The sequence below is a fragment of the Paracoccus marinus genome (assembly GCF_007018965.1).
Taxonomy (GTDB): Bacteria; Pseudomonadota; Alphaproteobacteria; order Rhodobacterales; family Rhodobacteraceae; genus Paracoccus; species Paracoccus marinus.
Genome location: NZ_VJYZ01000018.1, coordinates 155,867 through 182,078, shown reverse-complemented (window position 1 = coordinate 182,078; position 26,212 = coordinate 155,867). Strand labels below are relative to the sequence as shown.

The 26,212-nt window shown below is 67.7% G+C and carries 27 protein-coding genes; 1 reads left to right on the top strand and 26 read right to left on the bottom strand.

The window, feature by feature from the left end:
* Position 1: 1 nt before the first annotated feature.
* The 26 genes from trmB to uvrA form a co-directional block, all read right to left on the bottom strand.
* Positions 2-697 carry a tRNA (guanine(46)-N(7))-methyltransferase TrmB gene (trmB, locus tag FNF32_RS09895; protein WP_131673189.1) on the bottom strand — a complete coding sequence of 232 codons (696 nt, stop codon included), beginning with the start codon at positions 695-697 and terminating at the stop codon, positions 2-4.
* A 60-nt stretch (positions 698-757) separates the two neighbouring features.
* On the bottom strand, positions 758-2,431 hold the full coding sequence (locus FNF32_RS09890) for a ribonuclease J (protein WP_131673190.1): 1,674 nt from the start codon (positions 2,429-2,431) through the stop codon (positions 758-760).
* Positions 2,424-3,203 (bottom strand): type III pantothenate kinase, encoded by a 780-nt coding sequence (locus FNF32_RS09885; RefSeq protein ID WP_131673191.1) that lies wholly within the window; start codon positions 3,201-3,203, stop codon positions 2,424-2,426. Before FNF32_RS09885 ends, FNF32_RS09890 begins: the two co-directional genes overlap by 8 nt.
* Before the next feature lies 1 nt (position 3,204).
* The gene (locus FNF32_RS09880; RefSeq protein ID WP_131673192.1) at positions 3,205-3,987 is read right to left on the bottom strand and encodes a biotin--[acetyl-CoA-carboxylase] ligase; all 783 of its coding nucleotides are present in this window, start codon (positions 3,985-3,987) and stop codon (positions 3,205-3,207) included.
* Positions 3,980-5,491 (bottom strand): NADH-quinone oxidoreductase subunit NuoN, encoded by a 1,512-nt coding sequence (gene nuoN / locus FNF32_RS09875; RefSeq protein WP_131673193.1) that lies wholly within the window; start codon positions 5,489-5,491, stop codon positions 3,980-3,982. The genes FNF32_RS09880 and nuoN overlap by 8 nt, the downstream gene beginning before the upstream one ends.
* Before the next feature lie 12 nt (positions 5,492-5,503).
* Positions 5,504-7,051, bottom strand: coding sequence for an NADH-quinone oxidoreductase subunit M (locus FNF32_RS09870; RefSeq protein WP_131673194.1), 1,548 nt, complete (start codon positions 7,049-7,051; stop codon positions 5,504-5,506).
* Between the two features lies 1 nt (position 7,052).
* Positions 7,053-9,332, bottom strand: coding sequence for an NADH-quinone oxidoreductase subunit L (nuoL, locus tag FNF32_RS09865; RefSeq protein WP_131673195.1), 2,280 nt, complete (start codon positions 9,330-9,332; stop codon positions 7,053-7,055).
* A 10-nt stretch (positions 9,333-9,342) separates the two neighbouring features.
* On the bottom strand, positions 9,343-9,648 hold the full coding sequence (nuoK, locus tag FNF32_RS09860) for an NADH-quinone oxidoreductase subunit NuoK (protein WP_131673196.1): 306 nt from the start codon (positions 9,646-9,648) through the stop codon (positions 9,343-9,345).
* A 137-nt stretch (positions 9,649-9,785) separates the two neighbouring features.
* Entirely contained in the window at positions 9,786-10,388 is a 603-nt protein-coding gene (locus FNF32_RS09855; protein ID WP_131673197.1) for an NADH-quinone oxidoreductase subunit J, read from the bottom strand.
* Positions 10,385-10,792, bottom strand: coding sequence for a carboxymuconolactone decarboxylase family protein (locus FNF32_RS09850; protein ID WP_131673198.1), 408 nt, complete (start codon positions 10,790-10,792; stop codon positions 10,385-10,387). Before FNF32_RS09850 ends, FNF32_RS09855 begins: the two co-directional genes overlap by 4 nt.
* A 66-nt stretch (positions 10,793-10,858) precedes the next feature.
* The gene (nuoI, locus tag FNF32_RS09845; protein WP_131673199.1) at positions 10,859-11,350 is read right to left on the bottom strand and encodes an NADH-quinone oxidoreductase subunit NuoI; all 492 of its coding nucleotides are present in this window, start codon (positions 11,348-11,350) and stop codon (positions 10,859-10,861) included.
* Between the two features lies 1 nt (position 11,351).
* Positions 11,352-11,549 (bottom strand): hypothetical protein, encoded by a 198-nt coding sequence (locus FNF32_RS09840; protein ID WP_131673200.1) that lies wholly within the window; start codon positions 11,547-11,549, stop codon positions 11,352-11,354.
* A gap of 3 nt (positions 11,550-11,552) precedes the next feature.
* A complete protein-coding gene (gene nuoH / locus FNF32_RS09835) occupies positions 11,553-12,617 on the bottom strand; it encodes an NADH-quinone oxidoreductase subunit NuoH (protein WP_131673201.1) in 1,065 nt (354 codons plus the stop codon).
* 18 nt (positions 12,618-12,635) lie between these two features.
* Positions 12,636-13,442 carry a hypothetical protein gene (locus FNF32_RS09830; RefSeq protein WP_131673202.1) on the bottom strand — a complete coding sequence of 269 codons (807 nt, stop codon included), beginning with the start codon at positions 13,440-13,442 and terminating at the stop codon, positions 12,636-12,638.
* Between the two features lie 4 nt (positions 13,443-13,446).
* On the bottom strand, positions 13,447-15,480 hold the full coding sequence (nuoG, locus tag FNF32_RS09825; protein WP_131673203.1) for an NADH-quinone oxidoreductase subunit NuoG: 2,034 nt from the start codon (positions 15,478-15,480) through the stop codon (positions 13,447-13,449).
* 29 nt (positions 15,481-15,509) lie between these two features.
* Positions 15,510-15,758, bottom strand: coding sequence for a hypothetical protein (locus tag FNF32_RS09820; RefSeq protein WP_131673204.1), 249 nt, complete (start codon positions 15,756-15,758; stop codon positions 15,510-15,512).
* 8 nt (positions 15,759-15,766) lie between these two features.
* Positions 15,767-16,189 (bottom strand): DUF5333 domain-containing protein, encoded by a 423-nt coding sequence (locus FNF32_RS09815; RefSeq protein ID WP_131673205.1) that lies wholly within the window; start codon positions 16,187-16,189, stop codon positions 15,767-15,769.
* A gap of 124 nt (positions 16,190-16,313) precedes the next feature.
* Positions 16,314-17,609 (bottom strand): NADH-quinone oxidoreductase subunit NuoF, encoded by a 1,296-nt coding sequence (gene nuoF / locus FNF32_RS09810; RefSeq protein WP_131673206.1) that lies wholly within the window; start codon positions 17,607-17,609, stop codon positions 16,314-16,316.
* A 13-nt stretch (positions 17,610-17,622) separates the two neighbouring features.
* Positions 17,623-17,817, bottom strand: coding sequence for a DUF5337 domain-containing protein (locus tag FNF32_RS09805; RefSeq protein ID WP_131673243.1), 195 nt, complete (start codon positions 17,815-17,817; stop codon positions 17,623-17,625).
* A gap of 32 nt (positions 17,818-17,849) precedes the next feature.
* Positions 17,850-18,638, bottom strand: coding sequence for a hypothetical protein (locus tag FNF32_RS09800; protein WP_221930695.1), 789 nt, complete (start codon positions 18,636-18,638; stop codon positions 17,850-17,852).
* Complete coding sequence (gene nuoE / locus FNF32_RS09795) at positions 18,635-19,507, bottom strand: NADH-quinone oxidoreductase subunit NuoE (RefSeq protein ID WP_131673208.1); 873 nt, start codon at positions 19,505-19,507, stop codon at positions 18,635-18,637. Before nuoE ends, FNF32_RS09800 begins: the two co-directional genes overlap by 4 nt.
* 37 nt (positions 19,508-19,544) lie before the next feature.
* Positions 19,545-20,783, bottom strand: coding sequence for an NADH-quinone oxidoreductase subunit D (locus FNF32_RS09790; protein WP_131673209.1), 1,239 nt, complete (start codon positions 20,781-20,783; stop codon positions 19,545-19,547).
* Positions 20,783-21,430: an NADH-quinone oxidoreductase subunit C gene (locus FNF32_RS09785; RefSeq protein WP_131673210.1), complete on the bottom strand. Its 648-nt coding sequence runs from the start codon at positions 21,428-21,430 to the stop codon at positions 20,783-20,785. The genes FNF32_RS09790 and FNF32_RS09785 overlap by 1 nt, the downstream gene beginning before the upstream one ends.
* A gap of 3 nt (positions 21,431-21,433) precedes the next feature.
* Positions 21,434-21,964: a NuoB/complex I 20 kDa subunit family protein gene (locus tag FNF32_RS09780; protein WP_131673244.1), complete on the bottom strand. Its 531-nt coding sequence runs from the start codon at positions 21,962-21,964 to the stop codon at positions 21,434-21,436.
* Between the two features lie 104 nt (positions 21,965-22,068).
* The gene (locus tag FNF32_RS09775; protein WP_131673211.1) at positions 22,069-22,434 is read right to left on the bottom strand and encodes an NADH-quinone oxidoreductase subunit A; all 366 of its coding nucleotides are present in this window, start codon (positions 22,432-22,434) and stop codon (positions 22,069-22,071) included.
* Between the two features lie 391 nt (positions 22,435-22,825).
* Positions 22,826-25,720, bottom strand: a complete 2,895-nt coding sequence (gene uvrA / locus FNF32_RS09770; protein WP_131673212.1) for an excinuclease ABC subunit UvrA — start codon at positions 25,718-25,720, stop codon at positions 22,826-22,828.
* 135 nt (positions 25,721-25,855) lie between these two features.
* Here uvrA and FNF32_RS09765 point away from each other — a divergent pair, with 135 nt between their 5' ends.
* Positions 25,856-26,206 (top strand): GFA family protein, encoded by a 351-nt coding sequence (locus FNF32_RS09765; RefSeq protein ID WP_131673213.1) that lies wholly within the window; start codon positions 25,856-25,858, stop codon positions 26,204-26,206.
* The last annotated feature ends 6 nt before the right edge of the window (positions 26,207-26,212 follow it).

The following is a 26,212-nucleotide window of genomic DNA, read 5'->3' as shown; positions in this document are numbered from 1 at the left end:
CCTACCGCCGGAACGTCGCGTAGTGGGGCGCGCGGCCCTCGCGCAGCGCCTTCTGCTCGTAGCGCGTCGAATGCCAGTCGTCCCACGCCTCGGGTCCTTCAGCGACCAGCGTGAAGCCCGCCTTCGGCACCTCTTCAAGCGTCTGGCGCATGTAGTCGGGGATGTCGGTCGCGACCCGGAACTCCGCCCCCGGTGCCAGCACGCGGTGCAGCGGCACCAGATGCTCGGGCGTGACGAAGCGGCGGCGGTGATGGCGCGCCTTGGGCCAGGGGTCGGGATAGTTCAGGAACGCCCGCGCGATCGAGGCGTCGGGGAACACGTCCATCAGGTCTCGCGCGTCGCCTGGATGGACGGACACGTTCGTCACCCCCGCCGCGCGGATCTTGCCCAGCAGCATCGCCACGCCGTTGATGAACGGCTCGCAGCCGATGATGCCGATACCGGGATAGCGCGCGGCCATCGCGACCATGTGCTCGCCGCCGCCGAACCCGACCTCCAGCCACAGCGGCCGGTCGTCGCCGAAGATCGCGCGCGGGTCGACCGGCGTGCGGTCCGGATTCTCGTGGACCGTGATCCCGCGCGGGCGCAGGTCGCCCAGGTCCTCGGACAGGTAGCCCTTCTGGCTTTGCCGCAGGGTCTTGCCGTGGCGGCGGCCGTAGAAGTTGCGGCGGGGCGGGGTCGGGTCGAACTCGGTCATGGGCGGGCGATGCCGCGCGGCGGGGCGGAGGTCAAGTGCCTGCCCGCCCCGCTCTCGGCGTCAGTCCGCGGCGAGGCGGCTGATGATGACCTTGACCTCGGGCTTCTTGCCGATCTCTTCCATGGCGACGTTGCGGGTGATCTTGCGTATCGCCTCGTCCAGCTTCTTGTCGTCCATGACTGTGCGGGCATCGACCCGGTCCAGGAACTCGGCCAGCTCGGATTCCAGGTGACGCGCCAGCGGCACGCCCGCGCGGCCCTGCTGCGCCAGACCCATGGTTTCCACCCAGGCGTCGGGCAGCGGCTCGTCGTTCTCGTCGATGATGATCGACACGGTCGCGTGGCCGTTCAGCGCCATGCGGATGCGGTCGCGGACGATCCCGTCCATCGCCCCGATCAGCACCGTGCCGTCCAGATACAGCCGGCCGGTCGCCACGTCGTCCACCACGCGCGGCGTGGCACCCGTCAGGTCCAGCATCGTGCCGTTGGTGGCGATGGCGGTCGCGATCCCCTTGGCCTGACCGAGGGCTGCGTGCTCGCGCAGGTGCATGTGCTCGCCGTGCATGGGGATCAGGATTTCGGGCTTCAGCAGGTCGTGGACGGCCTGCAGGTCGGGCCGGTTCGCGTGGCCCGAGACGTGGTAGAACCCGTCATCGGCATCGAACACGTCCACGCCGCGGCGGCTGAGGTTGTTCATGATGCGGATCACGGGGCGCTCGTTCCCCGGGATCGTCCGGCTCGAGAACAGGAAGCTGTCGCCTTCCTTCAGCTCGAGCCCAAGGTACCGGCCCATCGACAGCTGCATGGATGCGGCGCGGCGCTCGCCCTGGCTGCCGGTGACGATCAGCATGACCTTGTTGCGCGGAAGCTCCGCCGCCTGTTCGGGGCCGATCACGTCGGGGAAACTGGTCAGGACGCCGGTTTCGATCGCCGCCGTCACCATCTTGCGCATCGCGCGGCCCAGGAGGCAGATCTGCCGCCCGGCGGCGATGCCCGCATCCGCCAGCGTCTTCAACCGCGCCACGTTCGACGCGAAGGTGGTCGCCACGACCATCTGCTTCTGCGCCACGACGAAGTCGAGCAGCGGGTTGGCCAGCATCGCCTCGGACCGGCCGGGGTTGGGGCTGAACACGTTGGTGGAATCGCAGGCCAGCACCTTGACCGGGCGTTCGTTCGCGATCTCGTGGAACAGCATCGGGTCGAAGGGCTCGCCTACGACCGGGGTTCCGTCCAGCTTGAAGTCGCCGGTATGCACGACGCGCCCCGCCGGCGTGTCGATGATGAGCGCCGAGCTTTCGGGGATCGAGTGGCTCAGCGGCACGAACTGCACGTCGAAGGGACCGGCATGCACGATTTCGGGCCGGGGGGCGACGATGCGAAGCTTGTCGGTGGGCTGGCCCGCCTCTTCCATCTTCATCCGCGCCAGCGTGCCGGTGAAGCGGCGGGCATAGACCGGCACCTTCAGGCGGCCGTAAAGCAGCCCCAGCGCGCCCACGTGATCCTCGTGCCCGTGGGTGATGAAGATCGCCTCGAGCCGGTCGCGGTTGTCTTCCAGCCAGCCCATGTCGGCCATGATGAGGTCGATCCCCGGCGCGCTGTCCATGTCGCCGAAGGTCACGCCCAGATCGACGAGGATCAGGCGTTCGCGCCCCGGCTCGCCGTAGCCGTAGACATAGGCGTTCATCCCGATTTCGCCCGCGCCGCCCAGCGGCAGATAGATCAGGCGCTCAGCCATTGCCCATCTCCTTGTTGTAATCGTGGATGAGCCGAAGCCCGTGCATCGTCAGATCTTCGTCCCAGCTGTGGAACAGACCGTCAGCCTGGTCGAACAACGGGGCCAGTCCCCCGGTTGCAATAACCGTCATCTTGCGGCCGCGTTCGCCCTGGATCCGCGCGCAGATTTCGCGGACAAGGCCGACATAGCCCCAGAACACGCCCGACTGGATGCAGGCAACCGTATTCGTGCCGATCACCTGCTGCGGCTGGGTCACGTCCACGTGCGGCAGGGACGCAGCCCCCATGTGCAGCGCCTCGAGCGACAGGTTCACGCCGGGCGCGATCACCCCGCCGACATAGGCCCCGTCGATGTCCACCACGTCAAAGGTGGTGGCGGTGCCGAAATCGACCACCGTCAGGTCGGGGCCGTAGCGGTCGAACGCGGCCCAGGTGTTCACCAGCCGGTCAGGGCCCACCGTCGTCCCTTCGTCCACGCGGGGCTGGACCGGGAGCAGGCAGTCGGGCTTGCCCACCACCAGCGGCCGCAGGTCGAAGTAGCGGTTGCAGAGGACGCGCAGGTTGAACACCACGCGCGGCACGGTCGAGCTGATGATGCAGGCGTCGATCGACACGTCCAGCTTGCGCAGCGCGATCATCGAGGACAGCCAGACGAAGTATTCGTCGGCCGTCCGCAGGTGGTCGGTCGAGATGCGCCAGTGGCCGAGGAAGCTGTTCCCGTCCCAGATCGAGAACACGGTGTTGGTGTTGCCGGTGTCGATGCACAGAAGCATGTCAGGCGCCTTCCGCGAAGTAGATGTCAGCGGCGGGCACGACTTCGCGCCCCTGCGCCGTCGTCAGGATCAGCGCGCCCGCCTCGTCGATGCCGTCGAAGCGCCCGCTGCGGGTATGGTGGCCGGTGCGGGCGGTGATCGTCTGGCCCAGCTTCGCGGCCCGCGCCATCCAGGCGGCGCGAACGGGGGAAAAGCCGTCCCGAGCCAGCCGCGCCTGCCAGTGGGCGAAGGCCGGGGCGAGCAGGTCCAGAAAGTCGTCGGGCGAAACCGCGTGCCCGGTTTCGGACGCGACCGAGACGGGCGGCAGCGCGTCGGCCTCGACCTCGGCCGCGGCCGGTGCCGCGGCCAGGTTGACGCCGATCCCCACGGCCAGCAGGTCGACGCCGGCCGTGCCGCCCGCGCCAAGCCCCTCCAGCAGGATGCCCGACACCTTGCCGCCGTTCAGCAGCACGTCGTTGGGCCACTTGATCGCGAGCCGCGCCGCAGGCCCGCAGGCCGCCGCCAGCGCGTCATGGACGGCGAGCCCGGCGACGAAGCCCAGCCGCGCGGCGTCCTGCGCCTGCCCCGACGGCCGCATCACCAGCGTCGCCGCGAAGTTGCCGGGGGGCATGACCCAGGGCCGCCCGCGCCTGCCCCGGCCGGCGGTCTGTTCCCGCGCCATGATCCACGCGGGCCCGCTGAGCTGCGGCGCCAGCCGCATCGCGTGGGCGTTGGTGCTGTCGGTGCGGTCGAGGACGTGGCGCGCCACGCCATCGGGCCAGGCCGCAGGGCGGGTGTCAGTCAACGTGGGCCGTCGCCACCGCGACCGGGTCCGCCACGGCAGGCTTTTCCGCGACCAGCGTCGCCGCCGCGCGGCCCGCCGCGTCGTCCACGCCCAGCATGCTGACCGCGCCCAGCGTCATGATCGCGGCCGATCCGACCAGCGCCAGCCACTGGAACCCGCCCATGCGGGTGGTCAGCACGCCGTCACGCTCGGCCCCGAAATACATGTAGTAGACGATCCGCAGGTAATAGAACGCGCCGATCACCGACGCGATCACGCCCAGAACGGCCAGCCAGCCAAGCCCCGCATCGACCGCCGCCGACAGCACCGCGAACTTGGCGAAGAAGCCCAGGAACGGCGGCACACCCGCCAGGCTGAACAGCAGGATCAGCATGGCCGCCGCCTTCAACGGCTCGGTGCGCGCCAGCAGGTTCAGGTCGTCGAGCCCGGTCACGGGACGGCCGTTGCGTTCCATCGACAGGATAAAGGCGAAGCTGCCGACCCCCATCACGGCATAGATCGCCATGTAAAGCAGCATCGCCTGAACCCCGACCGCCGTGCCCGCGGCCAGGCCCACCAGCGCGAAGCCCATGTGCGAGATCGAGGAATAGGCCATCAGCCGCTTGATGTCGCGCTGGCCGATCCCGGCGATCGAGCCCAGGAACATCGACAGCACGGCGAGCAGCGCGACGATCTGCGTCCAGTCGCCGATGGCGTTGCCGAAGCCGCCGAACATCAGCCGCGCCAGCAGCGCCATCGCGGCCACCTTGGGCGCGGTCGCGAAGAACGCGGTCACCGGCGTGGGCGAGCCCTCGTAGACGTCGGGCGTCCACATGTGGAACGGCACCGCGCTGACCTTGAACGCAAGGCCGACCAGCAGGAACACCATCCCGAACAGCAGCCCGATCGGAAGCTGGCCGCTGACCACCACGTTCGCGATCGCCGCAAGGTTGGTCGTGCCTGCAAAGCCATAGACCAGCGACGCGCCGTAAAGCAGCATCCCGGAGCTGAGCGAGCCGAGCACGAAGTACTTGAGCCCCGCCTCGGACGAACGGACGCTGTCGCGGCGCAGGGCGGCCACGACGTAAAGCGCCAGCGACTGCAGCTCCAGCCCCATGTAGAGCGTCAGGAGATCGCCGGCCGACACCATCACCATCATGCCGATGACGGCGAGGACGACCAGCAACGGCAGCTCGAACCGCATCATGCCGTGGCGCGACAGGTAATCGACGCTCATCCCCAGGACGGCAGCGGCGGAGATCAGGATCACGATCTTGGCGAAGCGGGCAAAGCCGTCGTCGATGAACATGCCGAAGAACGCCTGCCCGCCCTCGGGCCCGTCGGGCGCGGCCCCCCAGCCCCGGCCGATGGCGAGGGCGGCGACCAGCAGCGCGACGACGGTCAGCCACAGGATCGTGCGGCCCTGCGCGTCCTTGCCGGTGAACGACCCCAGAAGCAGCGCCACCAGCGTGAACAGCGCCAGCGCCGCTTCGGGCAGGACGGTCCAGAAATCAAGCGAGGTCATGGCCGCGCCCCCTTAGTGGCCGGCCGTGGCCACGACCGCGACGGGCGCGGGCGCAGGCAGGCTGGCGTGATAGTCTTGAAGCAGCGCCGCGACGGCGGGCCGGGTGATGTCGGTGACGGCGCGCGGGTAGACGCCCAGAAGCAGCGTCATGGCGATCAGCGGGACGAAGATCCAGCGCTCGCGCGGCGACATCTCGCGCATGGACATGAGGCTGCCCTTGATGAGATCGCCAAGCGCCACCCGGCGGTAAAGCCACAGCGCATAGGCAGCCGACAGGATCACGCCCGAGGTCGCGACCAGCGCCACCCAGGTGTTGACCCGGAAGGTGCCGAGCAGCGTCATGAACTCGCCCACGAAGCCGCTGGTGCCCGGCAGGCCCACGTTCGCCATGGTGAAGAAAAGGAAGATCAGCGCATAGATCGGCATCCGGTTCGCAAGCCCGCCATAGGCGTCGATCTCGCGCGTGTGAAGCTGGTCGTAGATCACCCCGACCAGCAGGAACAGCGCGCCCGACACGAAGCCGTGGCTGATCATCTGGAAGATCGCGCCGTCCACGCCCGCCTGGTTGGCGGCGAAGATGCCCATGGTCACGTAGCCCATGTGCGCGACCGACGAGTACGCGATCAGCTTCTTCATGTCGGTCTGCACCAGCGCGACAAGGCTCGTGTAGACGATGGCGATGGCCGACAGCCACAGGATCGCGGGCTGGGCGATGGCGGACGCTTCCGGGAACATCGGCAGGCTGAAGCGCAGGAACCCGTAACCGCCCATCTTCAGAAGCACCGCCGCCAGCAGCACCGACGCCGCCGTCGGCGCCTGAACGTGCGCGTCGGGCAGCCAGGTGTGGACCGGCCACATCGGCATCTTGACCGCGAAGCTTGCAAGGAACGCGAGGAACAGCAGCGTTTGCGTGCCGCCCAGCAGGTAGGTGCCGAAGACCGGGATCGGATCGCTGGGGAAATCGAAGCCCATCAGCGTCGGGATGTCGGTGGTGCCGGCAAGCGAGACCATCGTGACCATCGCGACCAGCATCAGGACCGAGCCGAGGAAGGTGTAAAGGAAGAACTTGAACGTCGCGTAGATCCGGTTCGCCCCACCCCAGATCCCGATGATGAGGAACATCGGGATCAGCCCGGCCTCGAAGAACAGGTAGAACAGGAACAGGTCGAGCGCGGTGAAAACGCCGATCATCAGCCCTTCCAGCACCAGAAAGGCGATCATGTAGTCCTTGACGCGGTCGGTGACCTTCCAGGTGGACAGGACCACCAGCGGCATCAGGAACGTCGTCAGCATCAGGAACAGGATCGAGATGCCGTCCACGCCCATCTTGTAGCGCAGGCCCATGATCCAGGGCTGGTCCTCGACGAACTGGAACCCGGTGTTCTGGGGATCGAACCCGGCCAGGACGAAGCACGACAGGATGAACGTCGCCGTGGTCGCGACCAGCGCCACCCAGCGGGCGTTGCGGGCCGCGGCCTCGTCGTCGCCGCGCAGAAGCAGCGCCAGGATCAGCGCCGCCACGATCGGCAGGAAGGTGATGAAGGACAGAAGGTTGGTCATTTCAGAGCGTGCCCCGCGTCATCACCCAGATCAGAAGGCCGACGAGGCCGATCACCATGCCGAAGGCGTAGTGGAACAGATATCCCGACTGCACCCGCCCGGCGAAGCGGGTGACGCGCGGGATCAGGCCCATCGCAACGCCGTTGATCGCGCCGTCGATGGTCCGCCCGTCGCCACCGTGCCACAGCGCGCGGCCAAGCCAACGCGCGGTCCGCACGAACACGGCGTCGTACAGTTCGTCGAAGTACCACTTATTGAGAAGGAAGCGGTAGAGCGGCTTTTGCGTCTGAGCCAGCCGCGCGGGCGCGGACGGGTTGCGGATATACATGATCCACGCCAACGCGAGACCCGCGAGCATCGCGAAGAACGGCGCGGCCTTGACCCACACGGGCGAATGGTGCGCCTCGTCCAGGACGTGGTTGTCGGGGTGCATGTAGATCGCGCCGCCGACCGGGGCCGCGACATCGGTGCGGATGCCCGTGTCCTCGCCATCGACCGGGGTCCCCTCGCCTTCCGGCGCGTGGGCCGCGGCGGGCTCGGCGGTTTCGGCCGGGGCGGTCGCGTGGTCGGCGGGCTGCGCCGCCTCGGCGCCGTGGTCGGCGGGCGCGCCCGCCTCGCCGTGGCCTTCGGCCTGCGCGATGTGGAAGAACTCGGTCACGCGGTGGTGGTCGCCGAAGAACGGCGCATACCAGACCATTCCCGCGAAGATCGCGCCAACCGCGAGGACGCCCAGCGGCACCAGCATGACGGCGGGGCTTTCGTGGGCGTGTTCATAGGCGTGCAGGCCGCCGTGATGGCCGTGGGCGTGATCGTCATGGCCATGCCCGTGCGCGTGCCCATCATGATGATCGGCGGCGGCGGAAGTCTGAATCTCCTCCTCGGCCTTGATCTGCGGGTCCCAGACCTGCTGCGGGCGCGGCGCGCCGAAGAAGGTCAGGAACATCAGCCGCCAGCTGTAGAAGCTGGTGAACATGGCTGAGATGACCAGCAGCCAGAAGGCATAGGTCGCCCCGCCCCCGAACGCGCTTTCGATGATCGCGTCCTTGGACAGGAAGCCCGCGAAGCCGATGGTGGTCAGCGGAATGCCGACGCCCGTGATCGCCAGCGTCCCGATCAGCATCGCATAGAACGTCAGCGGGATCTTCTTCCGCAGACCGCCGTAGTTCCGCATGTCCTGTTCATGGTGCATCGCGTGGATGACCGAACCCGCACCAAGGAACAGCATCGCCTTGAAGAAGGCGTGGGTCAGCAGGTGGAACATCGCGACCGAATAGACGCCGACGCCCGCGGCCACGAACATGTAGCCCAGCTGCGAACAGGTCGAATAGGCGATCACGCGCTTGATGTCGTTCTGGACCAGGCCCACCGTGGCCGCGAAGAACGCGGTCGAGGCGCCGACCAGCACGATGAATGCCTTGGCGTCCGGCGCGAATTCATAAAGCGGCGACATCCGGCAGACGAGGAACACGCCCGCCGTCACCATGGTCGCGGCGTGGATCAGGGCCGACACCGGCGTCGGACCCTCCATCGCGTCGGGCAGCCAGGTGTGCAGGCCAAGCTGCGCCGACTTGCCCATCGCGCCGATGAACAGCAGCACCGCCGTCACCTCGGCCGCGTTCCAGTCGCGCCAGAGGAAATGCAGCTGCGTCTGCGCGATCTGCGGCACTCCGGCGAAGATCTCGTCGAACTGGATCGTGCCGGTCAGCCAGTAAAGCGCGAAGATGCCGAGCAGAAAGCCGAAATCGCCGACGCGGTTCACGACGAACGCCTTCATCGCGGCGGCGTTGGCGCTGGGTTTCTTGTAGTAGAAGCCGATCAGCAGGTAGGACGCGAGGCCCACCCCTTCCCAGCCGAAGAACATCTGGAGAAGGTTGTCGGCCGTCACCAGCATCAGCATGGCGAAGGTGAAGAACGACAGATAGGCGAAGAACCGGGCGCGGTAGGGTTCGTCCTCGGTCCAGTTGTCGTCGTGGGCCATGTAGCCCAGCGAATACAGGTGGACGAGCGCGGACACGGTCGTCACCACGATCAGCATGATCGCGGTCAGCCGGTCGATGCGGATGCCCCACGCGCCGTTGAAGCCTTCGGTCACGATCCAGTCCATGACGTGGATGTGGCGGACGGTGCCGTCAAAGCCCAGGAACACCGCCCAGGACATCGCGCAAGCCGCGAACAGCACGATCGTGGTCAGGACCTGCGCGCCCTTTTCCGAAATCACGCGCCAGCCGAAGCCCGCGATGATCGAGGCGACCAGGGGCGCGAAGAGGATGAACTTTTCCATGCCCGGGCCCTCAGCCTTTCATCACGTTGACGTCTTCGACCTCGATGGTGCCGCGGTTGCGGAAGAACACCACGAGGATGGCAAGCCCGATCGCCGCCTCGGCCGCCGCGACGGTCAGCACGAACATCGTGAAGACCTGCCCCGCGAGATCGCCGTGCAGCGACGAGAAGGCGACGAAGTTGATGTTGGCCGACAGCAGGATCAGCTCGATCGACATCAGGATGACGATGACGTTCTTTCGGTTGACGAAGATGCCGAACACGCCGGTGACGAACAGGATCGCCCCCACGACAAGGTAATGTGTCAGTCCGATCATCTGTCTGTCCCTCCGGTCGATTGCCGGTGTTGTCTGTCGGGCGTGGATGCCGCGCCGTCCTATCTTACGCTGTTCGCATGGAACAGCCCCGCGAACGCGGCCCCACCGGCCGGGCGGCGGAAGTCAAACTCGCTGCCTCACAGCCCCTGCCCTGGCTTCGGGTTCGTCATCCGCATCGCCTTTGCCGGGTCGCGCCACATCTGCTGCAGCACGTCCTGGCGCTTCACGTCGCGGCGGTGGCGCAGCGTCAGCAGGATCGCCCCGATCATCGCCACCAGCAGGATCAACCCCGCCAGCTGGAACGCCAGCAGGTAGCGGTCATACAGCACCGCGCCGATCGCGTTGGTGTTGAGCGTGTTTTCCACGATCGGGACCGCGCGGGCAGCGTCAGCCGTCGCCGCCGAATCCCAGGCGCCGAAGCCCACGACCAGCATCGCCAGCATCACCAGCGCGATCAGCGCGCCCAGCGGCAGATACTGCGCCAGCTCGCCCTTCAGCTGCGCGAAGTCCACGTCGAGCATCATGACGACGAACAGGAACAGCACCGCCACCGCGCCCACGTAGACGATCACCAGCAGCAGGGCCACGAACTCGGCCCCCAGCAGGATGAAGAGCCCGGCCGAGGCGAGGAAGGTCAGGATCAGCCACAGGACCGAGTGGACCGGGTTGCGCGAGATCACGACCATGAACCCGCCGACCACCACGGACAGCGCGAACAGGTAGAAGGCGAAGGTCATCATTTCCGGTCGTCCTCTTCGGCAAAGACGGACTGGGCCACGTCCAGCGCCTTCTGCATGGCGGGCATCCCGCCGAACATGCTCATCTGCCAGATCGTCTCGGCGATCTCGCGCGGGGTGGCGCCAGCCTCGCGCGCGTGGCGCACGGCAAGGCGCAGCTGCGGTTCGGCCACCGCGCCCTGCACCGTCAGCGCGCCGATGGTCAGCAGAAGCCGGGTCTTGGCGTCCAGCCCCTCGCGGTTGAAGGTGCGGCCGAACCACATCTCCATCATGTCGGCGGACATGGTGGGGAACATCTTCTCGATCGCGCGGGTGTCGAGGTTTTCCAGCCCGGGGTTGAACGCGCGCGCCATTTCCTGCCCCGAGGCGAGCATCTGCGAGAACATCTTGGTGAAAGCGTCGCTCATCGGGCGGGACTCGTCAGGCGGGTTAGAACGGTCGGGGCTTGGCGTCAGGGGCTTGGCGGCAGGGGCTCAGCGATAGGGCGCGTCGATCTGCAGGTTGCGGGCGATCTCGGCCTCCCACCGGGCGCCGTTGTCGAGCAGTTTCTGCTTGTCGTAGAACAGCTCCTCGCGGGTCTCGGTCGCGAACTCGAAGTTGGGACCCTCGACGATCGCATCGACCGGGCAGGCTTCCTGGCAGAAGCCGCAATAGATGCACTTGGTCATGTCGATGTCGTAGCGCGTGGTGCGGCGCGACCCGTCCTCGCGAGGCTCGGCGTCGATCGTGATCGCTTGCGCGGGGCAGATCGCCTCGCACAGCTTGCACGCAATGCAGCGTTCCTCCCCGTTGGGATAGCGGCGCAGCGCGTGCTCGCCGCGGAACCGAGGCGACAGCGGCCCCTTTTCATGCGGATAGTTCAGCGTGGCCTTGGGCGACACGAAGTAGCGCATCCCGAGCGCGAAGCCCTTGATGAAGTCCCACAGCAGAAAATACTTGGTCGCGCGGACCAGATCGACGGCCATCTTACAGCGGACCCCCGTCACGCTCGGGCGCGTCCTGCGCGGGGCCGAAGTTGTCCAGCGCGCCGACGATGACGTGCTTGGCGACCTCGTCCTGGGTCAGCCCGTGCGGCGCCAGCGCGTCCAGCAGGTGCTGGGCCAGCTCGGCCTTTTCGATCTCGGTGGCGCGGCTGAGCGCGAGTGCGATTTCGTTGTTGGTCATGGCTTATCCTCCGACTACGGTTGCGCCGATCTGCGTCAGGTGGTCCCAGCGGGCCCATGCGCCGCCCAGGACCTGGTAGCGCGCGAGAAACGCGATCAGCACCACCCAGACGAGCGACAGGGGCAGGAACACCTTCCAGCCGATCCGCATCAGCTGGTCGTAGCGATAGCGCGGCACGATCGCCTTCACCATCGCGAACATGAAGAACCAGAACGCCATCTTCAGGAACATCCACAGCGCGCCGTCGGGCAGACCGGGAATGGGCGACAGCCAGCCGCCGAAGAACAGGACCGAGATCAGCGCGCACATCAGCCAGATCGCGATGTATTCGCCCGCCATGTAGAGCAGATAGGGCGTGGACGAATATTCGACCATGTGGCCCGCGACCAGTTCCGATTCCGCCTCGGCCAGGTCGAAGGGCGGGCGGTTCGTTTCCGCAAGGCAGCTGATGAAGAACAGCGCCAGCATCGGCAGATGCGCGAACCAGTACCAGTTGAACAGCCCGTAGGCGCCGCGCTGGCTTTCGACGATCCCCGACAGGTTCATCGTGCCGGCCGAGATGATGACGCCCACGATGATGAGACCCAGCGACACCTCGTACGAGATCATCTGCGCGGCCGACCGCAGCGAGGCGAGGAACGGGTATTTGGAGTTCGAGGCCCAGCCGCCCATGATGACGCCGTACACCTCGAGGCTGGAGACGGCGAAGATGAACAGCACGCCCACGTTGATGTTGGCCATAACCCAGCCGTCCGAGAACGGGATCACGACGAACGCGAACATCGCCAGCGTCATCGACATGAACGGGGCCAGGAAGAACACGAACTTGTCCGCGCCCGCCGGGACGATAATTTCCTTGAGGACGTATTTCAGCGCGTCGGCCACTGACTGCAGCAGGCCCCACGGGCCCACGACGTTCGGCCCGCGCCGCATCTGCACCGCGGCCCAGATCTTGCGGTCGCCATAGACCAGGAACAGCAGCGAAATCATCACGAAGGCGATGATCGCAAGGCCCTGCGCCAGAAGGATCAGGGTTGCCCCGAACGGGGATGCCAGGAACTCAGCCATTCACGTCCATACCTTCGTTCACGCGACGGGAATGCCGCGATCCTTGCACTCGCGCAAGGTTGCGTTGGTTTCCATGACCCGCAGGCCCATCGGCTTCTCGCTCGAGGTGGTGAAGACCGACCCGACCATCAGCTTGCCGCCGCGCTTGTCCTGCAGGGTGCGGACGTGGCGCGCGAAATCGCGGCCCTCGCCCTGCGCCCAGCCCGCCAGCGCGCACGTCGCATAGGCCATGGCCACGTCGGCGTCCACCCCCGGTTGCAGGTCGGCCGAGACTTCGACCAGCGAGCCGCGCTTGTCAGAGCCGAGCGTCTTGACGTTGACGGCGATGAAGTTCTCGGGGTTTGCCTTGAAGCCGTCGGGCAGCTTGGGGAAAGCGGGCTGGGTCCGCGCCGCGAACGCCTCGAGCGCCTTTTCCTGTGCCGTCGGGCCCTTGACCGGACCGGGCGAGGCATCGCCGCCGCGATGGCCGCCCGTGGCGAAGCCCGCCACGACCGGGGCCGCCGACAGGTCCAGCCCAAGGTTCACCGACAGCGCCTCAAGCTCTTCCTGCGACACGTCGAAGGCGTCGCGGCCGCTCGGGCTGTCCAGCGCGACCTCGCTGACGGTGCCGTCCGCTTCCAGGATCAGGATGTCGCCCGACTTGGTGGACACCCGGCCGCGGGTCAGCTGCTTGCCGCCCTTGCCGTTCTGGACCACGGCCACGCCCAGTTCGTCGGGCTTGGCCGAGGGGCGGGGATCGGACGACCTGTCGCATCCCGCCAGCGTCGCGGCCAGCGCCGCAAAGGCCAGGAAAGCTGCGACCGGGCGGGCTGCGTGCCGGGTCATGATGCTACTCCGCCGCGATGGCCGGCGCCGAGCGCTCGGCCGCCATGGCCGACAGCTGGCCCATCAGGGCCGAGCTGCGCGCGATCGGGTTCGACAGGTAAAAGTCGTTCAGCGCCGGACGGAAGTCGGCGCGGCCAAGCTGCCCCGCCTCGACGGCGGCCGGCGCGTTTTCCGGCACCTCGTCGATGCGCGCCAGGTGCGGCACCGCGTCGATCAGCGCGCGGCGCAGTTCGGCCAGGCTGTTCCACGCCTGCGTCTTGCCCAGCAGCGGCGACATCGCCCGGATGATCGCCCAGTTCTCCTTGGCTTCGCCGGGCGCGAAGTTCGCGCGCAGCGCCAGCTGCGGCCGCCCTTCGGTGTTGACGAACAGGCCGTTTTCCTCGGTGTAGCAGGCGCCCGGCAGGATCACGTCGGCGCGGTGCGCGCCACGGTCGCCGTGGCTGCCCTGGTAGATCACGAACGGGCCGCCCGCATCGCGCGGGGCGATCTCGACCTCGTCGGCGCCCAGCGACCAGATCACATCGGCGCCCTCGATCGCGGCGGCTAGCCCGCCTTCGGTCACGGCGCCCACGTCCATCGCGCCCACCCGGCTCGCCGCCGTGTGCAGGATGAGAAGGCCCGAGTTCGAGTTCTGCGCCAGCTGCATCGCGTGGCCCAGCACCGCCGCGCCGTCCGCCTCGCGCAGCGCGCCCTGCCCCACGATCACCATCGTCGGCTTGTCGCGCGTCTCGTCGGTGATGGTCAGCCCCGACAGGCGTTCCAGCGCCGCCCGGTCGGTCCCGACATGGGCGTAGTCATAGGTGAGGTCCGCCGCCTCGCCCACCAGCCCGACCTGGGCGCCGTGCGTCCAGGCCTTGCGGATGCGGGCGTTCAGGACCGGCGCTTCCACCCGGGGGTTGGTGCCGATGAGCTGGATCATCTGCGCGTCGTCGATATCGGCGATCGACGCGGTGCCCACATAGCCCGCGCGGTTGCCGGCCGGCAGTTTCGAGCCGTCGGTCCGGCACTCGACTGTGCCGCCGATCGCCTCGATAAGGTTTTTCAGGGCGAACACCGCCTCGACCGGCGCGAGATCGCCCACCAGCCCCGCAACCTTGCGCCCGCGCATGGCGTTCGCCGCTGCATCCAGCGCCTCGGGCCAGGTCGCCGGCTGCAGGCGGCCGTTTTCCCGGATATAGGGCTTGTCCAGCCGCTGGCGGCGCAGCCCGTCCCAGACGAAGCGCGTCTTGTCGCTGATCCATTCCTCGTTCACGCCGTCGTGGTTGCGGGGCAGGATCCGCATGACCTCGCGCCCCTTCGTGTCCACGCGGATGTTCGAGCCGAGCGCGTCCATCACGTCGATCGTCTCGGTTTTCCGCAGCTCCCAGGGCCGTGCGGTGAAGGCATAGGGCTTGCTGACCAGCGCGCCCACCGGGCACAGGTCGATGATGTTGCCCTGCAGGTTCGAGGCGAGCGTGTTGTTGAGGTAGCTCGTGATCTCGCTGTCCTCGCCGCGCCCGGTCTGCCCCATCTGGGTGATGCCCGCGACCTCGCTGGTGAAGCGGACACAGCGGGTGCAGCTGATGCAGCGGGTCATGTGGGTCTCGACCAGCGGGCCGAGGTTCAGTTCCTCGCTCGCGCGCTTGGGCTCGCGGTAGCGGCTGAAATCGACGCCATAGGCCATCGCCTGGTCCTGCAGGTCGCATTCGCCGCCCTGGTCGCAGATCGGGCAGTCGAGCGGGTGGTTGATGAGCAGGAACTCCATCACCCCTTCGCGGGCCTTCTTGACCATGGGCGAGTTGGTGCGGACCTCGGACGGCGCGCCGTCGGGGCCGGGGCGCAGGTCCTTGACCTGCATGGCGCAGCTGGCGGCGGGCTTGGGCGGGCCGCCCACGATCTCGACCAGGCACATGCGGCAGTTGCCCGCGATCGACAGCCGCTCGTGATAGCAGAAGCGCGGCACCTCGATCCCGGCCTGTTCGCAGGCCTGGATCAGGGTCAGGTTCGGATCGACCTCGATCAGCTTGCCGTCGATCTTGATGGTGCGAAGATTGCTCATCCTGCCGTGCCTTGCGCTCGTGCCTCGGGTCAGCGGGACCCGCGGCTCATGTCCTTATACCCGGTCGTCGCGCCCGTTTCACCGGGGATCGCGAACGCCGACGCGGGCTGTTGCATTGTGGTCCGCGGCGCGGTCTGCCCCGCCGTCTGGTGCGTGGTCTGCCCCGCGGACTGTTGCATGGCGGTCTGCGCCAGCGTGGCGGGGCGCGCAAGGACCATGTCGGCCATCAGCATCGTGGCCGCCGCAGCCGCCACGATCGCGAAACCCAGCCAGCGCACCGCGCGCTTCATTTCGCCACCAGAAGCGAGCCGGTGACGCTGTTGGCCGCGATCTCGGCCTGGCCCAGCTTGCAGTAGCTGGCCTCGTCGCCCTCGCGCACGCCCTTGGACGCCATGTAGTCCTCGGCCACGGCATAGATGCGCTTGCGGTCGGGCTTGCTGTCCAGGAACGCGTCGATCTGGTCCTTGCTGTAGCCCTTGTCGAGCGCATAGCGCTGAAGCGCCCGCGCCTGCTGGAACGCGAACACGATCCGCCCCTCGATCGTCGGGCAGTTGCGCCGGATCTGGTCGGCGATCCGCGCGGCGATCAGACGGTCGTTGACGTAGCGTTCGCTGGACAGGGGTTCCAGCGCGAGCGCGGGGGTGGCCAGCGTGGCGGCGCAGAGCAGCGCGGCGGCGGTCGCAAGGCGGGTGCGAACAAAGGCTTTCATCGCGTCATCTCCTTCAAGATGACACCAAGATAGGACCTGCGGCGCGCCGATGCGCTGCACGGGACCGTCACCTGCCCGTGATCGGCAGGGTCGCGGCCCGTTGCCCGATATTCGCCGTTGCGGATCATTCCGCGGCCATCGCCCCCATCCGGCCGGTGCGCTTGGCCTTGATCCGGTCCTCGATTTCCTCGCGATAGTGGCGGATCAGGCCCTGGATCGGCCATGCGGCGGCGTCGCCGAGCGCGCAGATCGTGTGCCCCTCGACCTGTTTGGTCACGTCCAGCAGCATGTCGATTTCCTCGACCTCCGCCTCGCCGCGGACCAGGCGGTCCATGACGCGCATCATCCAGCCGGTGCCCTCGCGGCAGGGCGTGCACTGGCCGCAGCTTTCGTGCTTGAAGAACGCGGACAGCCGCCACACCGCCTTCACCACGTCCACCGACTGGTCCATGACGATCATGCAGGCGGTGCCGAAGCTCGACTTCAGCTCGCGCATCCCGTCGAAGTCCATGATCGCGTCCTCGCACATATGCGCCGGGATGATCGGGCAGGACGCGCCGCCGGGGATGATTGCCTTGAGGTTCTTCCACCCGCCCCGGATGCCGCCGCCGTGCTTGTCGATCAGCTCGCGCATCGGGATCGACATCGCCTCTTCGACGACGCAGGGGGTGTTCACGTGGCCGGTCAGGCCGAACAGCTTGACGCCCGCGTTGTTGGGGCGGCCGAAGCTTGCGAACCACTCGGCCCCGCGCCGCAGGATCGTGGGGACGACCGCGATGGATTCGACGTTGTTGACGGTCGTCGGGCAACCGTAAAGCCCCGCGCCGGCCGGGAACGGCGGCTTCATGCGCGGCATGCCCTTCTTGCCTTCAAGGCTTTCCAGCAGCGCGGTTTCCTCGCCGCAGATATAGGCGCCCGCGCCGTGATGCAGGTACAGGTCGAAGTCCCATCCCGACTTGGCCGCGTTCGCGCCCAGAAGGCCCGCGTCGTAGCATTCGTCGATCGCGGCCTGCAGCGCCTCGCGTTCGCGGATGTATTCGCCGCGCAGGTAGATATAGGCCGCGTGCGCCCCCATCGCGAAGCTGGCGATCAGCGCCCCTTCGATCAGCGTGTGCGGATCGTGGCGCATGATCTCGCGGTCCTTGCAGGTCGCGGGTTCGGATTCGTCGGCGTTGATGACGAGGTAGGACGGGCGGCCGTCGCTTTCCTTGGGCATGAAGGACCATTTCATGCCGGTTGGAAAGCCCGCGCCGCCGCGCCCGCGCAGGCCCGACTTCTTCATCTCGTCGATGATCCCGTCGCGGCCGCGCCCGATCAGGTCGGCGGTGCCGTCCCAGTGGCCGCGCGCCTGCGCCCCGCGCAGGGAACGGTCGGCCATGCCGTAAAGGTTGGTGAAGATCCGGTCCTGATCGCTCAGCATGTCCGTCGTCGTCCTATCGTTTGCGGGTCCCGCCGTCGCGGCGCCGCCAGATCCGCCAGGTCACCAGCAGCGACCAGACCAGCGCCCCCATCGCCGCCAGATCGGCGAGGAAGGCATAGTGCACGGGCCAGCCGTATTGCCGCCCGGCCCAGTTCACCGCGAGCCACACGAGCATCGTGAGCGCGATCACCGCACCCACCAGCCGCATCTGGCCGCTGTCGTCCCGTGGCGGGCCGGCGTTCAAACGGCGTCCCCGCCGGCAGGGCCGACGTCATCGCCGCCGGTCACCCGGATCTTGCCGCCGCGCTTGCGCTTGGACGGCCCTGCGACAGCGTCGTCGCCCGAAGCCACCGTCGCCTTGTCACGCTTGGGCGCCTTGCCCTTGCGGCCCGTCGCGCCGTTCGGCGGCAGGTCGTCCTGCGCCCCGTCCGGTTCGGCCGCGGGCACGGCCTCGCCCGGCATGTCGTGGTGTTCCGACTGCGATGGCACGGCCATGACCGAACGTGTGTCCTCAAGCGGGCTGCCGCCGGCGATCGGCGCAGGCGTGGCGTTTGGCTGGGGGGCATGCGGCGAGGCGGCCGCTGTCGCACTTGCGGGCTTGCCGAAGGTCGGCGCCTGACCGCTGCCGGTCCGCGCCAGCACCGCGCCGTCGGACATGGTCTGCAGCGCGCCCGCGACGATCCCGGCGGGCGGCGCAAGCGTGCCCACCGGGGCGACCGTGCGCTCGTCGGAACCCGATCCGGTTATGACCGTCCCCTCGGGGCCCGCGTCGGCGTGGCGGTCCATGCCGATGTCGCGGCCCTCGATCGCCTCGTTGCGGTTGTGGTCGCCCGCGCTGTCGCCGGAATGGCCGCTGCACAGCAGCCACTGCAACAACCCGCCCGAAAGAAGCGCCGCGATCACGCCCATGATGACCGCACCCGCAAGCCCGATGCCCGAGCCGGTGACGATCAGCACGATCAGGCCGACGACCGTGCCCGCGATCCAGCAGTTCCGCTTGCAGACGTCCTGTTGCATGGCCGTGTTCACTCCGTGTCCTTGGCGTCGGCGGGCTGACCCGCCGGTTCGCGCTTGGATACCGGACGGGCGGCCGACGTGGCAGGCGCTTCCTGCACCGTCGCCCCGGTCTCGTCCGCGGGACGCCCGGCCGCGGGTTGCGGATCGGCGTCGCCGTGCCCCTCGGCCTCGGCCGGGCGCCGCTGCCAAGGGGTCAGGATCGGCACCTCGGACCCGTCGATGCGCTTCACCGTGTCGCGCAGCTTCAACGCCAGCGCGACCGAGGCGTTGTCCCCCTCGCCGCCCTTCGTGCCGGCCAGCGCGACCGCGCCGCCCAGCGGCTCGGACGAGAAGCGGCCGTTCTGCGGCCCCGGCACCGGCAGCTGCCCCGCGGCCAGCGCGTCCAGCAACTCGGACAGCTTCGCCGCCGTCAGGTCCTCGTAATAATCCTTGCCGATCTGGGCCATCGGCGCGTTGGAACACGCCCCCAGGCACTCGACCTCTTCCCAGCTGAAGTTGCCGTCGGCCGACACGGTGTGCGGCGTCGGTGCGATCCGCGCGCGGCAGATCTCGATCAGTTCGCCCGCGCCGCAGATCATGCAGGTCGTGGTGCCGCAGATCTGGATGTTGGCAATCCGGCCAACGGGTTGCAGCTGGAACATGAAGTAGAACGTCGCGACTTCCAGCACCCGGATATGGGCCATGCCGAGCATGTCGGCGACGTATTCGATCGCCGGGCGCGACAGCCAGCCTTCCTGTTCCTGCGCGCGCCACAGGAGCGGGATCACCGCCGACTGCTGGCGACCCTCGGGGAACTTCGTCATCTGCGCGCGCGCCCATGCGAGGTTCTGCGGCAGGAACTCGAACGAGGCGGGCTGGACGGGGGACAGGCGGCGCAGCATCAGGCGGAAACTCCGGTAGCGAATGTCAGGGCGGCGGTCACCGGTCCACCTCGCCGAACACGATGTCCATGGTCGCGATCAGCGCGGTCACGTCGGCCAGCAGGTGGCCCTTGGCCATCCAGTCCATCGCTTGCAGGTGCAGGAAGCCGGGCGCGCGCAGCTTGGCGCGGTAGGGCTTGTTGGTGCCGTCGCTGACCATGTAGACGCCGAACTCGCCCTTGGGCGCCTCGACCGCGGCATAGACCTCGCCCGCCGGGACCTTGAAGCCCTCGGTATAAAGCTTGAAGTGGTGGATCAGCGCTTCCATGTCGCGCTTCATGTCGGCGCGCTTGGGCGGCGTCAGCTTGCCCCGCGCCAGCACCTCGCCCGCAGGCTCGGCCTTCAGCCGGGCGATGCAGTCGCGGATGATGCGGGTGGATTGCCGCATCTCTTCCATCCGGCACAGGTAGCGGTCATAGCAGTCGCCGTTGGTGCCGACCGGCACGTCGAACTCGAACTCATCATAGCATTCGTAGGGCTGCGACCGGCGCAGGTCCCAGGCGAGGCCCGACCCGCGCGCCATCACGCCGGAAAAGCCCCAGTCCAGCACGTCCTGTTCCTTGACCACGCCGATATCGACGGTGCGCTGCTTGAAGATCCGGTTCTCGGTCATCAGCATGTCGAGGTCGCGGACCGTTTTGGGGAACTGGATCGCCCAGTCGTCGATGTCGTCCAGAAGCTTCGGCGGCAGGTCCTGGTGAACGCCGCCGGGCCGGAAATAGGCCGCGTGCAGGCGCGCGCCCGATGCGCGTTCGTAAAACACCATCAGCTGCTCGCGCTGCTCGAACCCCCACAGCGGCGGCGTCAGCGCGCCGATGTCGAGCGCGCCGGTGGTCAGCGTCAGCAGGTGATTGAGCACCCGGCCGATTTCCGAGAACAGGACCCGGATCAGGCTCGCACGGCGCGGGATTTCCACCCCCGCCAGCTTCTCGATCGCCAGGCACCAGGCGTGTTCCTGGTTCATCGGCGAGACGTAGTCGAGCCTGTCGAGATAGGGCAGGTTCTGCAGGTAAGTCCGCGACTCCATGAGCTTTTCGGTGCCGCGGTGCAGCAGGCCGACATGCGGGTCGCAGCGTTCGACGATCTCGCCGTCAAGCTCGATGACCATCCGCAGCACGCCGTGCGCGGCCGGGTGCTGAGGGCCGAAGTTGATGTTGAAGTTGCGGATGCGCTGCTCGCCGGTCAGCGTGTCCACGCTGCCGTCGTCATAGACGTTGGTGCGGATGTCGCCGTCCATCACTTCTTGCCCTCCGCGGTGACGCCGGTCGTCGCAGGCGCCTTTTCGTCGCCGGGCAGCACGTATTTCGCGCCCTCCCACGGCGACAGGAAGTCGAACTGCCGGTATTCCTGCGTCAGGTTCACCGGCTCGTAGATCACCCGCTTCTCGGTATCGCTCCACCGGACCTCGACATAGCCGGTGGTGGGAAAGTCCTTGCGCAGCGGAAAGCCCTGGAAGCCGTAGTCGGTCAGGATGCGGCGCAGGTCCGGGTGGCCCGAGAACATGACCCCGAACATGTCGAACACCTCGCGCTCGAACCAGTCGGCGGCGGGATAGATGCGGGTGATGGACGGGACCAGGTCGTCCTCGCGCACCGCGGCTTTGATGCGGATGCGCTGGTTTGTGTACATCGACAGCAGCTGCCAGACGACGTCGAACCGCGCCGCGCGGTTCGGGTGGTCGATCGCGGTGATGTCCACCAGCGTGCTGAAACGGCAGGTCGGCTCGGACCGCAGGAACTCGATCAGGCCGGGGATGCCCGACGCGTTCACGGTCAGCGTCAGCTCGTCATATTCGACGCTCGACGACAGCACGTCGTTCTGCCGGCGGTGGGCGATCATGGTGCCGAGTTCGGCCAGCGCCGCGGGATCGGGATAGACGGCCATGGATTACCTCACCAGCGTGCCGGTCCGGCGGATCCGGCGCTGCAATTGCAGGATGCCGTAAAGCAGCGCCTCGGCCGTGGGCGGGCAGCCCGGGACGTAGATGTCCACCGGCACGATCCGGTCGCAGCCGCGCACGACGGAATAGCTGTAGTGGTAATAGCCGCCGCCGTTCGCGCACGACCCCATCGAGATCACGTAGCGCGGCTCGGGCATCTGGTCGTAGACCTTGCGCAGCGCGGGCGCCATCTTGTTGGTCAGCGTGCCGGCGACGATCATCAGGTCCGACTGGCGCGGCGAGGCGCGGGGCGCGGCGCCGAAGCGTTCCACGTCATAGCGCGGCATCGAGGTCTGGATCATCTCGACCGCGCAGCACGCCAGGCCGAAGGTCATCCAGTGCAGCGAGCCGTTGCGCGCCCAGTTGATGATGTCTTCGGTCGTGGTCAGCAGAAAGCCCTTGTCCTTCAATTCGCGGTTCAGCGCCCGCGTGGCCACGTCGCGGTCGGCCCCGGCGGTGTTCGCGCCGGTCTGGATCAGGCCGGACTGAACGCCGGTCGGATGCGCGCCGTGAAAGGCGGGATTGTCGATCGAGCCGGGCTTCACGCCCGCGCCGCCCGTCTCTGGCTGGTTCGCCCTGTCCATCACGCCCATTCCAGTGCCCCTTTCCGCCATTCATAGGCGAAGCCCACCGTCAGCACCGTCAGGAACACCATCATCGACCAGAACGCGACTTCGCTGAGACCGACGAAGCTGACCGCCCACGGAAACAGGAACGCGACCTCAAGGTCGAAGATGATGAACAGGATCGAGACAAGGTAGAACCGCACGTCGAACTTCATTCGCGCGTCGTCGAAGGCGTTGAAGCCGCATTCGTAGGCGCTGACCTTTTCCGGGTCGGGATTTCGCACGGCAATCACCGCCGCGGCCACCACCAGGATGATCGCAAGCGCGGATGCCATGCCGAGAAAGACCAGGATCGGAAGATATTCGGACAGAAGATAGTCCACGATGCGGCTCCCTGACGTCGCGGCGGGCATCCGCCGCGTGGCTTGGCTGAGCCTCGTTTAGACCCCTGCCCCGATAGGGTCAATCCAAGCCGGACCAGTCATATGTCGCATGCGGGTCCCCCTGCCCGGCCGCGCCGTGCGGGCCGCGCAGGGGCTGATCGACGGGGCGTCACGCGACTGCGGCTTGAGCCCCCGTCGGCCCAGAACGCGAAGCCGGCCATGATGCTCGACACCGGGCTTTCGAGGAACGGCGCGGCAGCCGCGATGTCGGCCGGATCGGCGATCCGCTTCCTCGCGCAAAACCCTGCGGCCCGTTCCTTCTGCTCGGCCCCGCCCCAGGCCGGGGCATTCCGACGCGCGGGGCCGTGCCCCCCCCCCGCGCACCACCCCTTCAGGCCGCCTTCGCCTTGCGCTTGCGCGCGGGCGCGCGCTTGGGCTGCGCCACCCCGCCCAGAAGCGGCGCAAGATAGACCGCCGTGTGGCTGCCCTCGATCTCGGCCACGTCCTCGGGCGTGCCCTCGGCCACGATCCGGCCGCCGCCGTCGCCGCCTTCGGGGCCGATGTCGATGATCCAGTCGGCGGTCTTGATGACGTCGAGGTTGTGTTCGATCACCACCACCGTATTGCCCTGATCGACCAGGCTGTGCAGCACTTCCAGAAGCTTGCGCGTGTCGTCGAAGTGCAGCCCCGTGGTCGGCTCGTCCAGGATATACAGGGTCTTGCCGGTCGAGGCGCGCGAAAGCTCCTTGGCCAGCTTCACCCGCTGCGCCTCGCCGCCCGACAGCGTCGTCGCCTGCTGCCCGACCTTGACGTAGCCCAGCCCCACTTCCAGCAGCGCGTCCATCTTGGACCGGATCGACGGGACCGCCTTGAAGAAGTCCTGCGCGTCCTCAATCGTCATGTCCAGCACGTCGGCGATGGTGTGGCCCTTGAACTCCACCTCCAGCGTCTCGCGGTTGTAGCGCTTGCCGTGGCAGGTCTCGCAGGTGACGTAGACGTCGGGCAGGAAGTGCATCTCGATCTTGATGACGCCGTCGCCCTGGCACGCCTCGCAGCGGCCGCCCTTGACGTTGAAGCTGAAGCGGCCGGGGCCATAGCCGCGGGCCTTGGATTCGGGCAGCCGCGCGAACCAGTCGCGGATGTGGGTATAGGCGCCGGTGTAGGTCGCCGGGTTCGACCGTGGGGTGCGGCCGATCGGGCGCTGGTCGATGTCGATCACCTTGTCGAGATGTTCCAGCCCCTTCACCGCGCGAGCGGGCGCCGGCGTCTGCCGCGCCCCGTTCAGGCGCATGGACGCGGTCTTGAACAACGTCTCGATGGTCAGCGTGGACTTGCCCCCGCCCGACACGCCGGTCACGCAGACAAAGCGTCCCAGCGGGTAATCGACCGTCACGTCCTTGAGGTTGTTGCCCGTCGCACCCTCGATCGTCACGGCCTTGCCGTTGCCCGCGCGGCGCTCGTCCGGCAGGCCGATCCGCTTGGCACCGGACAGATACTGCCCGGTCAGGCTGTCTGGGTTCGCCTCGATCTCGGCGGGCGTGCCCTTGGCCACGACCGTGCCCCCGTGGACCCCCGCCCCCGGCCCCATGTCGAAGACGTAGTCGGCATGGCGGATCGCGTCCTCGTCGTGTTCGACCACCAACACGCTGTTGCCCGCGTCGCGCAGGCCCTTCAGCGTTTCCAGCAGCCGGTCGTTGTCGCGCTGGTGCAGCCCGATCGACGGCTCGTCCAGCACGTACAGCACCCCGGTCAGCCCCGACCCGATCTGGCTGGCGAGCCGGATGCGCTGGCTTTCCCCGCCTGACAGCGTCCCCGCCGCCCGCGCGAGCGTCAGGTAGTCGAGGCCGACATTGACGAGAAAGCCCAGCCGCTCGCGGATTTCTTTCAGGATCGGGGTCGCGATCTCCATCTTCTGCTTGGACAGATGCGCGGGTGCTGCGTTGACCCAGTCGAGCGCGTCGCGGATCGACAGCTCGGTCAGCTGGCCGATGTGAAAGCCCGCGATCTTGACCGCCAGCGCCTCGGGCTTGAGGCGGTAACCGTCACAGACGTGGCAGCGGCGGTTGTTCTGGTAACGCTCGAACTCCTCGCGGACCCAGTTGCTGTCGGTCTCGCGCATGCGGCGTTCGATGTTGGGGATCACGCCCTCGAAGGTGCGCGTGACCTCGTACACGCGGCCGGATTCGTCGAAGCGGAAGCGGATTTCCTCGGGGCCCGAGCCGCGCAGGAACATCTCGCGCACGTTTTCCGGCAGGTCGCGCCACGGGGTGCGACGGTCGAAGCCGTAATGGGTGGCGAGCGCGTTGATCGTCTGGGTGATATAGGCCGATTTCGACTTGGCCCACGGCGCAAGCGCGCCCTGCGCCAGCGACAGCCCTTCGTCGGGGACCACCAGCCGGTCGTCGATGAACAGTTCGACCCCCAGCCCGTCGCAGGCTGGGCAGGCGCCCATCGGCGCGTTGAAGGAAAACAGCCGCGGCTCGATCTCCGGCAGGGTGAAGCCGCTGACCGGGCAGGCGAACTTTTCGCTGAAGGTGATGCGCTCGGGATCGCCCTCGCCTTCGGCCGGCGCGGTCTCGATGATGGCGATGCCGTCGGCGAGGTTCAGGGCGGTGCGGAAGCTGTCGGCAAGCCGCGTTTCCAGCCCCTCGCGCACGGCGATCCGGTCCACCACCACGTCGATGTCGTGGCGCAGCTTCTTGTCGAGCGCGGGCGGCGTGTCGAGCTCGTGGAACGCGCCGTCGATCTTGACCCGCTGGAAGCCGCGCTTGCGAAGGTCCAGCAGCTCTTTCTCATAGGCGCCCTTGCGGTCGCGGACGATGGGGGCAAGCAGATAGGCGCGGACGCCCTCGGGCATCGCCATCACCCGGTCCACCATGTCCTGGACCTGCTGCGCCTCGATCGGCAGTCCGGTCGCGGGCGAGAACGGGGTGCCCGACCGTGCGAACAGAAGCCGCAGGTAGTCGTAGATCTCGGTCGCCGTCCCCACGGTCGAACGCGGGTTCTTCGAGGTCGTCTTCTGCTCGATCGAGATCGCGGGGGACAGGCCGCTGATGTGGTCCACATCGGGCTTGCCCATCATGTCGAGGAACTGGCGCGCATAGGCCGACAGGCTTTCGACGTAGCGCCGCTGCCCCTCCGCATAGACGGTATCGAAGGCGAGCGACGACTTGCCCGACCCCGACAGCCCCGTGATCACGACCAGCGAATCGCGCGGGATGTCCATGTCGACACCCTTGAGGTTGTGTTCCCGCGCACCGCGGATCTCGATGAACTTCTGTTCCATGGGTCGACCTTCGCTGGACAAGCGCATGAGATAGGCAGCCGCGTCCGAAAGGCAACCTTGAAATGGGAACGAACAAGGAACTTCTCAGGCTGGCCGAAACGTGGCAGGCTGGCGCGGTCAGAGTGGAGGAGCACCATGACCAAGCGTCCCTATACCGGCAGCTGCCAGTGCGGCGCCATCGCCTTTCAGGTCGAGGCGGACCTGGACCAGACCGTCACCTGCAACTGCTCGCGCTGCCAGCGGCTCGGTTCGGTCCTGACGATGGTTCCGGCGTCGGACTTCAAGCTGACCGCGGACGGGCGGACGACCGAATACCGGTTCAACAAGCACGCCATCTCGCACCGCTTCTGCCCGACCTGCGGGATCGAGGCCTATGCGCTGGGGGAAAAGGACGGCGAGGCGGTGGTGGCCGTGAACGTGAACTGCCTCGACGGGGTCGATCCGCGGGCGCTGGATTCGTATCACTACGACGGCGCGGCGGTCTGACGGCGG